Genomic DNA, 13,426 nt, shown 5'->3' with positions numbered 1-13,426 from the left:
ATACGAACCGGTCAACTCAGGCGAAAGACCGTCCGCACTGCGCTAGCGAGGGCCCGCTCACGGTGTATCAGAGGGCCGTCAAATATCTGGCTGCTCGACATTCGATTCCCAGAACTGGTCTCGTAAGTACCGCTCGTCCATCGCCCTACGACCAGTCAGGCGTGCGACTCGGCCGATAGAAGCCCAGAGTAACTGCTGAACGATCTGTGGCGCAATGGTAATTCGTGTCTCGTCCTTGACATACTCGGCCAGCAATAGTCCCTGAGCGAAATCGGGTTCTCCGTATTCGTCATCGGCTCCGAGATATCCCTCGTGATCGAGCCCTGCAACCATGTACTGCGTGTCGATTGTCTTCTTCCATGGGACTTCCACCTGGAACGCAACAAAATCGTCAGTGTCGTTTCTAAAGTAGTGCGAATCCCCCGGGTCGACCGTGAGTTCGTCGCCAGCAGCGAGGCGATTGGGACAATCATCAACGACAACAGTCAGTTCACCTTCGACCGACTGAAACGTCTCTGTACTGCTCGTATGTACGTGCGCCGGCAGTGTCGTGGCCTCTGGACCGAGCCAGACAAGCATGGTGGGAGTGCGGCTCGTGCCTGATTCCGGGTACCGCAGTATTGCCGACCACATTCCCATGCCCGGACTTGATGCGAGTGCATGGGGGGACTCCGAAAACAGTTCCATAGCACGCCCTTCCGGGTCAATTTCGAGTGCCGGCCCCGCAGTCGGGTTCCCGGCGTCGTCAAGTGGTCGGCCTGTAATCTGAGAGGGCATATCCTTATTTTTAATTTAACACACATATGGCTGGTGAAAAGAGCCGCTGTTCTGCTTACTCCACACGCGAGCAGACGCGAGTATTACTATCACCGCTTATTCCTACCGTGTTAACATGTTAACTCGACGCATTATGTGGGTGGCGAGTCTACAATTATTTGTTATGCAGAATACGGCTACACGGAGGCGCGTTCTCGGCGCGCTCGGTGCCGGTGTCGTCGGGCTCGGCGGCTGTGTCGGAGACGACTCATCCATGACTGAACAAGACGATTCGGACAGCGGTACGACGGACAGCGGCACGAACGGTGAATCGGGCGGCAGTGGCTCGGCACAGACAGTTACCATCGGGGTGCTCCAGCCCCGAGCCGGCGACCTGAAGTACTACGGCGACCAGGCGTTGTGGGGGTTCCTCTCCGGGCTGGCGTATAAGGGCGGGACGGAGCCGCCAACAGACGCCGGGAGCGGCGAAATAACGGTCACTGCTGATGACACGGAGTACCGGCTGCTGATACGGGACACGGAGTTCTCGGCGGACACGGCCCAGACGGCGGCGACGAACCTCGTCGAGAACGAGAGCGTGGACCTGCTCGCGGGCTGTACGTCCTCGGCGGCGGCCAGCCGGGTCGTCACGACGGTCGTCAATCAGGCACAGGTCCCGATCATGCTTGGCCCCGCGGCGTCGGCCGACATCACGTCTAACTCGGCTACCTGTAGCGACCTCGTCTATCGGGCCAGCGAGAACACCGCGATGGACGCGCGATCGGGCGGGAAGTACGTCGCCAGAGAGACGGACGTATCGAGCGTCTACCTGTTCGGCGCGGACTACAGCTTCGGCCGCGCAGTCGTCAACAACTACCGAGACGTGCTCGAAGCCGAGGGCGTCGACATCGTCGGTGAGCGCTTTGTCGAACAGGGCTACGCCGAGTGGGACGGTTTGCTGGACAACGCCGAGGAGGCCGGAGCTGAGGGGGTCGTCGGCGGCTTCACAGTCGCGACGCTCCCGGCGATGTTCAATGCGTTCCTCTCGGGCGAGTATTCCTACCGCGTGTTCGGCGGGTTCGCAACCCGAATCACCAACAGCGTTGTCGGCGGGACGATGCAGAGCGTACTCGGCGAACCCCTGACCGAGGAGAAGATACGGAACTCACAGCTGGGGCCATTCACGACTCGCTACCACTGGAATCAGTACGACAATCCCATCAACGACGCGTTCGTCGAGAGCTACACCGACGCTTACGGCGTCGTCCCGGACCTGTTCTCGGCGGGGACGTTCACGGGCGCGTCGGCGATTCATCAGGCCATTCAGGAGAGCGGGTCGACCGACGGTGCAGACATCGCCACTGCCCTGAAGGGGCTGACTGTCACCGACACGCCGAAAGGCGAGAACGGCTACACTTTCCAGTCGTACAACAATCAGGCGCGGTCGGCGATGACCGTCGCCAACCCGATCCCGACGACCGACGAGTGGGCCGACAACTGGGGCGCTGCCATCATGCCCGGCAAACCGCTCGCTCGCATCAGCGCCGACGAGACGACCATCCCGCAGGACAGCGATCAGATGGGCTGTTCACTGTAGGTATGCTCAGAACACAGGGACTGACCAGAGAGTTCGGGGGACTCACTGCCGTCGACAGCGTCGACTTCGAACTCGACACCGAACTCTGCTCGCTCATCGGTCCGAACGGGGCCGGGAAGACGACGTTCTTCAATCTGCTGACCGGGACCCTCTCGCCCACTGAGGGGACGGTCGAACTCCAGCGTGACGGACGGTGGGAAAACATCACCGACGCGTCACCCCACGAGACAGCCAGCAAGGGCCTCCACCGCTCCTATCAGGTGACGAATGTCTTCCCCAACAGCACGGTCTTGGAGAACGTCCGGGTCGCCGAACAGGCCCACAGCGACGACGCCACGACGTTCTGGCGTAACGTCGACCACTACGACGAGTTCACCGAGCGCGCCCACGAGCTTCTCGACCGGGTGGGGCTCGCCCACCGGGCGCAAGATATCGCGAGCACGCTGAGCCACGGCGCGAAGCGCAAGCTCGAAGTCGCCATCGCGCTGGCCGGCGACCCCGCGGTCCTCCTGCTGGACGAGCCAAACGCCGGCGTCTCCTCGGAGAGCGTCGAGGAAATCCGGGACCTCATCGAAGCGGTAGCGGAGGACTACCCGGTGTTGCTGGTCGAGCACAATATGGACATCGTGATGGGGGTCTCCGACCGCGTTGTCGTCCTGCATCAGGGCGCGGTCATCGCAGACGGGCCACCAGCAGAGGTGCGGGCCAACCCCGACGTACAGTCGGCATATCTCGGCGGCTACGAGCCGGGGAGTCTGAATGATGAGTCGACAGCGGCCGAGTCAGACCCGGACTCGGGGGAGGGGACGGCGTGAGCCTGCTCGAACTCGCCGGCGTCCAGACCTACTACGGCGACAGCCACATCCTCGAAGGCGTCGACCTCTCGGTTGAGGAGGGAGAGGTGGTCGCGCTCGCCGGCCGTAACGGCGTCGGCAAGACCACCACGCTCCGGACGATTCTGCAGTTGACGCCGCCCCGTGAGGGGTCGATTACCTTCCGGGACGAGTCCCTGGTTGGCCTGGAGACCCACGAAGTCGCCGGTCGCGGCCTCGGCTGGATTCCGGAGGACCGCCGGATATTCGGTCAGCTCACGGTCGAGGAAAACCTCCGTGCAGCGATACCGGACCCGGACGACGTGGGCGACGGCCTCCGGCTGGCCTTCGACTCGTTCCCCATCCTCGAAGAGCGACGCGGTCAGGACGCCGGCACGCTGTCGGGCGGGCAACAGCAGATGCTCGCCATCGCCCGCGGGCTGGTCGGCGACAACGACCTCCTGCTGGTCGACGAGCCGAGCGAGGGGCTGGCCCCTCAAATCGTCGCGGACGTGGCCGAGGCGCTGTCGACGGCGAGCGAGGACGTGACGATGTTGCTGGTCGAGCAGAACCTCCCGCTGGCGCTGGACCTGGCCGACCGGTTCTACATCCTCGACAAAGGACGGGTCGTCGACGACGGCGAGACAGCGGCGGTCACGGCCGACGACGAACGGTTCAGGAGGTACCTGTCGGCATGATAGTCGAAGCGCTCGCGGAGTTTCTGACGCTGGGCGAACTCGGCGGCGTCATCGTCAACGGTCTCGCCAAGTCGGCGCTGTACGTCATGATCGCAAGCGGCCTCACACTCATCTTCGGCCTGATGGGCGTGTTGAACTTCGCCCACGGCTCGCTGACGATGGTCGGGGCGTACCTCGGCGGCCTCCTGATGGTGGTGACAGTCACCGGCGGGACAGCGCCGCTGATTCGCCTCGGCCTGTTCTTCGTCGCCATCGTCGTCGCCTTCGCCCTGCTGACGGCGCTCGGCGGGGCCATCGAGACGACCATCATCCGGCCGCTGTACGACCGCCCGCCGATATACCAGATTCTGCTGACGTTCGGCCTGACGCTTGTCATCGAGGAGCTGACCCGCATCGTGCTGGGGGTCTACGGCCTCCAGCCGCTGTCTGACTGGCAGGCCGCGCTGGCGACCAAGCCGCAGTTCCTCCGGGAACCGGTCGCTCTCGGTCCCGTCAGCGCCGGGTGGATGTCGCTGTTCCAGATACTCCTCGGCACGATTACGGTGGTCGGCATCTGGGCGTTCCTTACGAAGACCCGGTACGGCCTGTACATCCGGGCCGGGAGCGAGGACGCGGAGATGGCGGCGGCGCTGGGCATCGACGTGCGCCAGGTGTTCACTGTCGTGTTCGCGCTGGGTATCGGCCTGGCCGGCGCGGCCGGAACGCTGCTGATGTGGGACCCGACGTGGGGCGCGAGTGTGCCGCTTGCGGCCGAGACGCTGCTGCCCGCGTTCATCGTCGTCATCGTCGGCGGCCTCGGCACGTTTCGGGGCACCGTCGTGGCCGCCCTCGTAGTGGGGATGGCCGACGCGGTGACGACCTGGTGGTTCCAGAACGTCATCGAGTTCACCGGCCTGCCGGAACTGGTGCTGTTCCTCGTACTCGTGGTGACGCTCATCGTCCGCCCGCAGGGCCTGTTCGGCGTCGAGGAGGTGGGGGGCCATTAGCGCCGAGACCGAGGCCGACGCCGAGGCGGCGTCCGAGCCACCGGAGACGACCGTCGAGACGGGGTGGCCCCGAGAGTACCTGCGGGACCACACCGCCCACATCCTCGTCATCGCCCTGCTGGCGCTGTATCCGCCGGTGTACCACACCCTGTTGAGCTCGCCGGTCAGCGCCGAGACGCAGATGCTCCTGCCGACGGTGGAGACGATGGTCGGCGTCCTCTATTTCGGCCTCTTTGCCATCTCGTTTGACTTCATCAGCGGCTACACCGGCTACCTCTCCTTCGGCCACGCGGTGTTCTACGGCACCGGCGCGTACACGGTCATCCTCATCGCCAACGGAAAGGTGCCGCTGCTTGGTCCCGGGACGCCGTTCATGCTGTCGTTGCTGGTCGGCGGTCTCATCGCCATCGTGCTGGCGATACTCGTCGGGCTGGTGTCGTTCCGCCTCTCGGGCGTGTACTTCGCGATGATCACGCTCGGCTTCGCGCAGGTGTTCTACGTGTTCGTCCGCGGCTGGGACTACGTGGCGACCAACCCCCGGGATGGCCCCGCCGTCGGACCAAGCCACGCCGAGGGCTTCCAGATCGGAGTCCCCGGAATCGACCAATTATCGCTGTCTATCGGCGTCCTCACTGGCGACGAGGTGGCCCTGCTCGGGGCCACGCTGTCCGGGACGGAAGTGTCCTACTACATGGTCGGGCTGGTCGTCCTCGCGTGTTACTTCGCCATGCAGCGGGTCATCCACTCCCCCTTCGGCCGGGTGTTACTCGCCATCCGGGAAAACGAGGAGCGGGCCGTCGCCGTCGGCTACAACACCTACCTGTACAAGCTCGGAGCCTTCGCTATCAGCGGGTTCTTCGCCGCCGTCGCAGGCGGGCTGTTCGCCGGGTTCAAGCGCTCGGCCAGCCCGGAGAACTCGTTTTACTTCCTGGTGACCGGCGACGCGCTGCTGGCGAGCATCATCGGTGGCTTCGGCACGCTCGCCGGCTCGCTGTACGGCCATCTGTTCGACGAAACGGTGCGAGAGTTCCTCTCGAAGGCCGGGCAGGGCGGCGGCCTGTTGCCCTACCTCCGCGCGCTGCTGGGCCAGGGGACGCTGGACACGACGCTGGTCGGCGGGACGACCATCGGCGGCCTCATCGACCTGCTGTTGAACGGGCATGCCAGCCTCTACGTCGGCCTCGTGTTCGTGCTGTTCGTCCTCTACGTCCCCGACGGCCTGCTGGGCACGCTTCGCGCCCGGCTCGGCGGCACGTTCGCCGAGGCACTGCCCGCAAAGCTATGGGGTGACTCGGAATGACCGACGCCGGACACCCGACCGCCGGACCGACCGCCCGACAGCCCGACCGACCGAAACCGGAGGCAGAACCACGATGAGCCAGGAACCGGACCACTTGAAGGATTTCCAACCAGAACCGACCACTATGCAATACGCGACCAACGACGGCGTCGACATCGCCTACGAACGTGAGGGGCCGCCGGACGCCGAGACCGTCGTCTTTGTCGAGGGTATCGGCTACGGCCGCTGGATGTGGCTGTGGCAACAGGAGGCGCTCGTCGACGAGTACCAGACCATCGTGTGGGATAACCGCGGCACCGGGGACTCGGACGAACCAGAGGGGCCGTACACGATGGGCCAGATGGCCGGGGACTTGGAGGCCGTCCTCGACGACGCCGGCATCGAACAGGCCCACGTCGTCGGGGCCAGCATGGGCGGGATGATAGCCCAGCAGTACGCCCTAGAGTACGACCGGGCGCAGTCGCTGACGCTCATGTGTACCTCACCGGGCGGGCCGGAGGCCAGGCCGGTGCCCGAGGAGACACAGCAGCGGATGTTCGCCGTCCCCGACGACCTCGACGAGCGGGAACTCCGGCGGTACAAGATGCAACCGGCGCTCTCGGAGTCGTTCATGACGGCCCACGAGGACCTCATCGAACGCATCGTCGACTGGCGCATCGACAGCGACGCGAGCGACCGGGCACTGGAGTGGCAAGGCGCGGCGGTCCAGGCGTTCGACGCGTCGGACCGCCTCAGGGAAATCACCGAGCCGTGCCTGGTCATCCACGGGACCGCCGACGAGGTGGTGCCCTACGAGAACGGGGAACTGCTGGCCCGCGGACTGCCAAACGCCGACTTCGTCACCGTCCACGGCGGCCCGCACCTGCTGTTCATCGAGGAGTACGAGCGCGTCAACACACAGATTCGGGAGTTCATCGACGATGTCTGAAATCGGTCCCGGCACCCCACAGGAGTGGGTCAGTGCCTGGAGCGAGCGCCGGGCCGCGCTCACGCCGGACCGCGAGGGACTGGTGGACGCGACGACCGGCGAGCGGTTCACGTACGCCGAACTGGACCGGCGCGCGAACCGGACCGCTCGCCTGCTCCGGCAGTACGACGTCGGCGATGAATCGAGTGTTGCGGTCGTCTCGCGGAACCGCCCCGCCGTCGTGGACCTCTTCTTCGCGACCGGCAAGACCGGGAGCCGACTGGCCCCGCTGTCTCACCGGCTCGCACCTCCTGAACTCGCCGAACTGCTCGACCGCGTAGACCCCGACCTCCTCGTCGTCGAAGTCCCCTTCGCCGAGACTGTCTCGACCGCCCTGGAGAAAGCAAACGCGACGGTCCCCGAACTCATCCATCTCGAAACCGCCGACGGCGCGTCCTCGGATTCCACGCTCGACAGCACGCCCTACGCTTCGGCCCTCCCCGAGGACGACGGGCCCGTCGAAACCGCCACTCCGGCCCCCGGCGACACGCACCTCCTCCTCCACACCGGCGGGTCGACGGGGACGCCGAAAGAGACGAAAATCACCCACCGCGGTATCGTCTGGAACTCCCTGAACACGATCACGGCCTGGGGGCTGCGCGAGGACGACGTAACGCCGATGGTGTTCCCGATGTTCCACACCGGCGGCTGGAACGTCCTCACCGTCCCGCTGTGGCACATGGGCGGAACAGTCGTCATCGCCCGCGAGTTCGACCCCGGCGACGTACTGGAGACCATCGACGCGGAGGGCGGGACCGTCCTCGTCGCCGTCCCGGCTGTACTGCGGATGATGACGGACCACGACCGCTGGGCAGAGACGGACCTCTCGACGCTCCGCTTCGCCAAGTCCGGCGGCGGCCCCTGCCGCAAGAGCGTGATGGAGACGTGGTGGGACCGCGGCGTCGACCTCTCACAGGGGTACGGCCTCACCGAGTGCGGTCCCAACAACTTCGCGATGCCCGAGGGCTGGCCCCGTGAGAAGGCCGATTCGGTCGGCAAGCCGGCGATGCACGTCGACGCCAGAGTCGTCGCGCCTGACGATGCGGGCGATGGTGACAAGCAACCCGACCAGCGAGAGCCAGTCGACCCCGGCACCGTCGGCGAACTCCAGTTGCGCTCGCCCCACGCCGCGACGGGCTACCTTGCCAACCCCGACGCCACCGCCGAGACGTTCGGCGACGGCTGGGTGTCGACCGGCGACCTCGCCCGTGTCGACGCGGACGGCTACTACTATATCGAAGGTCGTACCAAGCATATGTTCGTCAGCGGCGGCGAGAACGTCTATCCAGCGGAGGTCGAGGACGCTATCGCCGACCATCCCTCGGTCAGTGAAGTCGTCGTGATTCCGGTCCCAGACGACAGGTGGGGACAGGTCGGGAAGGCCGTCATCGAACCTGCGACCGATAGCACGACGGGCGGGGCCGACGACCGGCCGCTGACACTTGACGGCCTCCGGACGTTCCTTGACGACCGACTAGCCCGGTACAAACACCCCCGCGAGGTTGCGTTCCTCGAGGCGATGCCGACCAGCGGCCCGGACAAGATTGACCGGGGTGCAATCTCGGACCGGTTTGGGTCGTAATCCGTCAATCCAGGCGTAGCTTCAAGAGGGGTGATGCAGTTCTATTTACACAATATGTCTGACACATATGCGACCGCAGATTCGATGCACGTGTTGCAGGTAGACGACACGCCGCTACTCGACGAGCCTGTCGATTTCCCGGATAGTCGAAACCAGGACTCGCTTACGCTGACCACAACCGACCGGGCAGACAGAGCGCTCGAACGCCTCGAAGGTACCGCTATCGATGGCATCGTCGTCGCGGATGACCTCCCAGACCGGTCCGGCTGTGCGTTCGCTGACGCGGTCCGCGAGCGGGACAACACTGTCCCGGTGCTATTGCTGACTGAGTCGGACTCCGTCGCCAGCGACGTACTCTCGAACGGCGTCACCGACGTTTTCAGCAGAGACACAGCTGCTGGCCGTAGTGACCTCCTCGCCAATCGGATTCGGCTGCTCGCCGAACACCACCAGTCGGCGGAACTCGCCAGCCGGACCAGACAGCAACTTACAGAGCTGGCAGAGCAGTCGGCCGAACTGCTGTGGGTGTTTTCCGGGGACTGGTCCGAGATACAGTTCGTCAATTCGGCATACGAAACCATCTACGGCCGCTCCGTCGAGTCCTTGCAGGCCAATCCCGCGGAGTTCATGACGGCGATTCATCCCACAGACCAGGACAGTGTCATGCAGGCGATGCAGCGCGTTTCAGCCGGCGACTCTGCCGATATCGAATTCCGAATCACTAGACCGGAGGGCGAACAGCGCTGGGTACGGGCTACGGCCCAACCCATTATCGAGGATGGCACTGTCGCCAGAATCGTCGGCGCCTCGCGTGACATCACCGAGCGGAAGCGACGCGAGTCCGAACGCGCCGCGGAACTGGATAGCCTCGACGCGCCGGTCGATGCAGTCCCGGATCTGTTCTATGCACTCGACGAAAGCGGTGATCTCGTTCGCTGGAATGATGCACTGGCGGCAGCCACTGGATACGGGGACGCTGATCTCGCATCGATGGCGCTACCAGCCCTCTTCGCCCCATCTGATCGTGAACGCGTTCGCCGAGGTATCGAGACGGCTCTTGCGACCGGTGAGTCGTCGTTCGAAGCTGAGCTGTTGACTGCCGACGGAACGGCAGTCCCGTACGAATTCACCGGTGGCCGAATAACAGCTGCTGACGGCTCGACGCTCGGCGTGGCCGGTATCGGACGGCAGACCGCTCCCCGCGGCAGCCGTCAACAGGCTCTTGAACGGCAAAACGAGCGCCTCGACGAGTTTGCCAGCGTCGTCAGTCACGACCTCCGGAACCCGCTTGACGTTGCCCGGGGCCAGCTAGAGCTCGCACAGCTGGAACACGACAGCGAGCACCTCGACGCAGTCGAGCGAGCCCACGACCGTATCGGACAGCTCATCGAGGACCTCCTGACACTGGCCCGGAACGGCGAGGCCGCACTCGACAGCGAGCCGGTGCCGCTCCAGACAATCGTCGAGCAGTGCTGGCAAACCGTCGAGACTGGCGATGCAACGCTGGAGCTACGGACCTCGGCCGTGGTCCGGGCGGACCCAAGCCGCCTCCGGCAACTGTTCGAGAACCTGCTCCGTAACAGCGTGGAGCATGGACAGACGCCGCCTACCCAGAGACAGAATGACGCCGCCGGGCAGTTGGGGACGGCCTCGGTATCACAGTCGGAGGGAGCAACCGCCGGCCTGACGATAACTATCGGCGAACTGGACGGCGGGTTCTACGTCGCGGACGACGGCGTCGGGATTCCGGTTGACGAGCGTGAAGACGTGTTCGAGGGCGGCTACTCGCTGGCTTCGGGTCCCGGGTTCGGCCTCCGAATCGTCAGTGAGATCGTCGGTACCCACGGCTGGTCGATAACGGTCACGGAAAGCGACGCCGGCGGTGCTCGCTTCGAGGTCACCGGCGTCGAGTTCGAGACGGCGTAACTGTACCGCCGTGAGTACTCTCGGGTGACCACCACGTCACCCGGTGCCGTCCCAGTCAACACCAACAGATGGGGGCTGAACCTTACGCTTCGTCGAAGACGGTGTCGCCCTCGACGACGTGCGCTTCGACGGCGTCGAGATCGAGTGTGACTCCGAGCCCCGGCTCTTCCGGAATCTCGATATAGCCGTCCTCGATGACGGTCTCCTCGACCAGATCCTCCCACCAGCCGAGTTCGTAGGAGTGGTACTCGACAGCCAGCGAGTTCGGGACCGCGGCCCCGACGTGGGCGCTCGCCATCGTCGCAATCGGTGAGGAAACGTTGTGCATCGCGACCGGGATGTAGTACTGGTTCGCCACGTCGGCGACCTTCCGCGTCTCGCGCATGCCACCGACCTTCGGCATGTCCGGCGCAATCATGTCGACAGCCTGGTTTTCGATAAGCCGCCGCTCCTCAGTGACACGATAGCGGTTCTCGCCGACGGTGATCGGCGTGGTCGTGGACTTGGTGACTTCCTCCTGTACCTCGAGGTTCTCCGGCGGAACGGGGTCTTCCAGCCACCAGACATCGTACTCTTCGATAGCCTCTGCGAGGCGCTTCCCGGAGCTACCCGAGAACGTCCAGTGACAGTCGAAGGCCACGTCAGCCTCGTCTTTGACCTCTTCGGTGACTTTCTCGACGATCTCGGCCTTGTGTCGAATTTCGCCCGGACGGAGGTGGCGGTTCGCGCGGTCCTTCTCCAGGCCGCTTGGCACGTCGAGGTCGAACTTCAGGGCGTCGTAGCCCAGTTCGTCGACGACGCGGCGCGCCTCCTCGGCGCAGGCCTCGGGGTCGGCCTCTTCCTCGGTGTGACAGTCGCAATACACGCGCATCTCGTCGCGGTATTTGCCACCCAAGAGCTGGTAGGCTGGCACTTCGAGAATCTTGCCCGCGAGGTCATGTAGCGCCACTTCGATACCGGCGATGGCCGTGACGGTCACGCCCTCGACGGACCCCTCGCCGCTCATCTTCTGGATGAGGTGTTCGTACAGGCGGTCGATGTCCAGTGGGTTCTCGCCGACGACGAACGGCTTCATCCGCTCGATGAGTTCTGGGACGCCAGCGCCCCAGTAGGCCTCGCCCGTGCCGACGATGCCTGCGTCAGTGTAGATTCGGACGAGCGTCCACGGGAAGTTCCCGTCGACCATCGTCGTCTGTACGTCGGTGATCTCCACGTCGCGGCCACCACCGCGCTTTGCGGTGACGCCCATCGTCTCCGCAGAGAGCTCCCGCATTGTGTACTCTGCGTTCGGGTCGTGCAGGTCAGCGTAGTCTACGTCGTTTGCCTTTCCCATACCCCCGCTTGCTAGTGGCGTCACAAAAGTGTAGAGGAAATCGGTTTCACACTGCCACGGCTACACGACACTCACTTTGCCTCACAGCCCTGCGCTCAGCTCACCGCCCTTGCTACGCTGATGCCTGTTACTCCCTGATTATAGGTTAGAAGTCGACTTAGTCGAGTGTCGCTGTTGCTATCTGAGATGGCTTTAGAGAAGTTGAAGTGGGACCGCCGAGATTCGAACTCAGGTCCGACGCACCCCATGCGCCGAGGATACCGCTACCCCACGGTCCCGCACTCTGGGAGAGGTGGGTGTTTTAATTAAGAGCTTCGCTTTGATGACGAGAGTGCCAGCCCGTGACGGGGAAGAGCAGTGGCGGAGCGGCCGGTCACTCGGCGACTTCGATACCGGGGCTTTCGATGGTGACGTCGGTAAGCGACCAGCCGTCGGTCGCAGACCGGGCATCGACACCGATGGCATTTTGCCCTGCGGTCACGGAGATTGTCGAGTCAGAGACAGTCCATGAGGCGTTCGTCTTGACGGCGTGGATTCCCTGCAGTCGGCTCTCGATAGTCGTGTTCTGGATGGTCCACGCACCGGTCGTGCGAGCAGTGAAGACCCCAATATCTCGGGTTTCGAGCGTGGTATCTTCGAGTGCCCACGCGCCAGTCGAAAAGGCAGTCACAAGGCCGGTGTCGCTCTGAGTGACCGTCAGGTCGGTCACCGTCCAGTCGCCGTCGCTGTCAATAGCTTTGACGCCAGTATCGCTACGACGGACCTCCGTGTTCTGGACCGTCCAGTCGCCAGTCGTTCCGGATGCGTCGACGCCGTCTGCGCCGGACCGGTCAACGACGACCGCGGCGACCGTCCAGTCACCGGCGGACTTGCGGACGTCGACGCCGTCACCGCCGACTTCGACGAAGCGGGTATCGCGAATCGTCCAGTCGCCGCTGGTGCCGCGGGCGAACACGCCGCTGTAGGTCGTGCTGGCGACGGCGGCGTCCTCGATAGTCCAGTTTCCAGTCGTGTTGGGCGCGTAGACGCCGACATCGGTAGCGATAACTGTCGTATCAGTGACCGTCCAGTCGCCGCTGGTTCCGTTGGCCGCGAGACCGAAGCGGTAGTTCCGTACGGTGAATCCGGTGACGTTCGCTTCAGCTGTGCCGGCCACCGTGATGCCGGTCCCGTTGACGAAGCGCGACCCGTCCAGTATCGCCCGGTCAGGTGCGACGAGAGTGATACTTTGATTGATCCGGATCTCCTCACGATAGGTGCCCGGCCTGACCTCGACAGTGTCGCCGCTATCGGCGGCATCCACGGCGGCCTGTATCGACCGGTAATCGGCACTCCCGGATTTGTCGACGGTCAATGTCTCCGCTGCTGTCTGGGACCCGGCCACGCTGGCTGGCATGGCAGCCAGTGTCAGCAGTATCGACAACAGGAGGGCAAGTAGCCTCGTACGCGTACTTCTCATAGTTGGGGTG

11 protein-coding genes and 1 tRNA gene are annotated in these 13,426 nt (G+C 64.4%); 8 read left to right on the top strand and 4 right to left on the bottom strand.

All coding sequences use genetic code 11. The features are described from left to right. Positions 1-78: 78 nt before the first annotated feature. Positions 79-777 (bottom strand): cupin domain-containing protein, encoded by a 699-nt coding sequence (locus D3D01_RS12790; protein WP_121512444.1) that lies wholly within the window; start codon positions 775-777, stop codon positions 79-81. 163 nt (positions 778-940) lie between these two features. Between D3D01_RS12790 and D3D01_RS12785 the strand changes: the two genes are divergently transcribed. From D3D01_RS12785 to D3D01_RS12750, 8 genes are all read left to right on the top strand, one after another. After that, positions 941-2,353 (top strand): ABC transporter substrate-binding protein, encoded by a 1,413-nt coding sequence (locus tag D3D01_RS12785; protein ID WP_121512443.1) that lies wholly within the window; start codon positions 941-943, stop codon positions 2,351-2,353. A gap of 2 nt (positions 2,354-2,355) precedes the next feature. Further along, the gene (locus D3D01_RS12780; protein ID WP_121512442.1) at positions 2,356-3,168 is read left to right on the top strand and encodes an ABC transporter ATP-binding protein; all 813 of its coding nucleotides are present in this window, start codon (positions 2,356-2,358) and stop codon (positions 3,166-3,168) included. Then, the gene (locus tag D3D01_RS12775; RefSeq protein WP_121512441.1) at positions 3,165-3,863 is read left to right on the top strand and encodes an ABC transporter ATP-binding protein; all 699 of its coding nucleotides are present in this window, start codon (positions 3,165-3,167) and stop codon (positions 3,861-3,863) included. Before D3D01_RS12780 ends, D3D01_RS12775 begins: the two co-directional genes overlap by 4 nt. Continuing rightward, on the top strand, positions 3,860-4,849 hold the full coding sequence (locus tag D3D01_RS12770) for a branched-chain amino acid ABC transporter permease (protein ID WP_121512440.1): 990 nt from the start codon (positions 3,860-3,862) through the stop codon (positions 4,847-4,849). The genes D3D01_RS12775 and D3D01_RS12770 overlap by 4 nt, the downstream gene beginning before the upstream one ends. A gap of 136 nt (positions 4,850-4,985) precedes the next feature. Further along, entirely contained in the window at positions 4,986-6,149 is a 1,164-nt protein-coding gene (locus D3D01_RS12765; RefSeq protein WP_121512439.1) for a branched-chain amino acid ABC transporter permease, read from the top strand. A 73-nt stretch (positions 6,150-6,222) separates the two neighbouring features. Next, entirely contained in the window at positions 6,223-7,077 is an 855-nt protein-coding gene (locus D3D01_RS12760; RefSeq protein ID WP_121512494.1) for an alpha/beta fold hydrolase, read from the top strand. Beyond that, positions 7,070-8,698 carry an AMP-binding protein gene (locus tag D3D01_RS12755; RefSeq protein ID WP_121512438.1) on the top strand — a complete coding sequence of 543 codons (1,629 nt, stop codon included), beginning with the start codon at positions 7,070-7,072 and terminating at the stop codon, positions 8,696-8,698. Before D3D01_RS12760 ends, D3D01_RS12755 begins: the two co-directional genes overlap by 8 nt. A gap of 54 nt (positions 8,699-8,752) precedes the next feature. Then, the gene (locus D3D01_RS12750) at positions 8,753-10,624 is read left to right on the top strand and encodes a PAS domain S-box protein (RefSeq protein WP_121512437.1); all 1,872 of its coding nucleotides are present in this window, start codon (positions 8,753-8,755) and stop codon (positions 10,622-10,624) included. A gap of 82 nt (positions 10,625-10,706) precedes the next feature. Here D3D01_RS12750 and D3D01_RS12745 read toward each other — a convergent pair whose 3' ends face one another. The 3 genes from D3D01_RS12745 to D3D01_RS12735 form a co-directional block, all read right to left on the bottom strand. Continuing rightward, entirely contained in the window at positions 10,707-11,957 is a 1,251-nt protein-coding gene (locus D3D01_RS12745) for a mandelate racemase/muconate lactonizing enzyme family protein (protein ID WP_121512436.1), read from the bottom strand. Positions 11,958-12,164: 207 nt separating this feature from the next. Next, a tRNA-Pro gene (locus D3D01_RS12740) sits at positions 12,165-12,235 on the bottom strand. 95 nt (positions 12,236-12,330) lie between these two features. Beyond that, positions 12,331-13,416 carry a nitrous oxide reductase family maturation protein NosD gene (locus D3D01_RS12735; protein WP_121512435.1) on the bottom strand — a complete coding sequence of 362 codons (1,086 nt, stop codon included), beginning with the start codon at positions 13,414-13,416 and terminating at the stop codon, positions 12,331-12,333. Positions 13,417-13,426 lie beyond the last annotated feature (10 nt).

It is taken from the genome of Haloarcula sp. Atlit-7R, assembly GCF_003666065.1.
In the GTDB taxonomy this organism is placed as follows: domain Archaea; phylum Halobacteriota; class Halobacteria; order Halobacteriales; family Haloarculaceae; genus Haloarcula; species Haloarcula taiwanensis.
Note: the sequence above shows the minus strand (reverse complement) of the source record. Positions and strands in the feature narration are given on the sequence as shown.

Coding starts and splice junctions, on each gene's coding strand:
- D3D01_RS12790 (WP_121512444.1), bottom strand. CDS start 777: ATGCCCTCTCAGATTACAGGCCGACCACTTGACGACGCCGGGAACCCG.
- D3D01_RS12785 (WP_121512443.1), top strand. CDS start 941: ATGCAGAATACGGCTACACGGAGGCGCGTTCTCGGCGCGCTCGGTGCC.
- D3D01_RS12780 (WP_121512442.1), top strand. CDS start 2,356: ATGCTCAGAACACAGGGACTGACCAGAGAGTTCGGGGGACTCACTGCC.
- D3D01_RS12770 (WP_121512440.1), top strand. CDS start 3,860: ATGATAGTCGAAGCGCTCGCGGAGTTTCTGACGCTGGGCGAACTCGGC.
- D3D01_RS12760 (WP_121512494.1), top strand. CDS start 6,223: ATGAGCCAGGAACCGGACCACTTGAAGGATTTCCAACCAGAACCGACC.
- D3D01_RS12755 (WP_121512438.1), top strand. CDS start 7,070: ATGTCTGAAATCGGTCCCGGCACCCCACAGGAGTGGGTCAGTGCCTGG.
- D3D01_RS12750 (WP_121512437.1), top strand. CDS start 8,753: ATGTCTGACACATATGCGACCGCAGATTCGATGCACGTGTTGCAGGTA.
- D3D01_RS12745 (WP_121512436.1), bottom strand. CDS start 11,957: ATGGGAAAGGCAAACGACGTAGACTACGCTGACCTGCACGACCCGAAC.
- D3D01_RS12735 (WP_121512435.1), bottom strand. CDS start 13,416: ATGAGAAGTACGCGTACGAGGCTACTTGCCCTCCTGTTGTCGATACTG.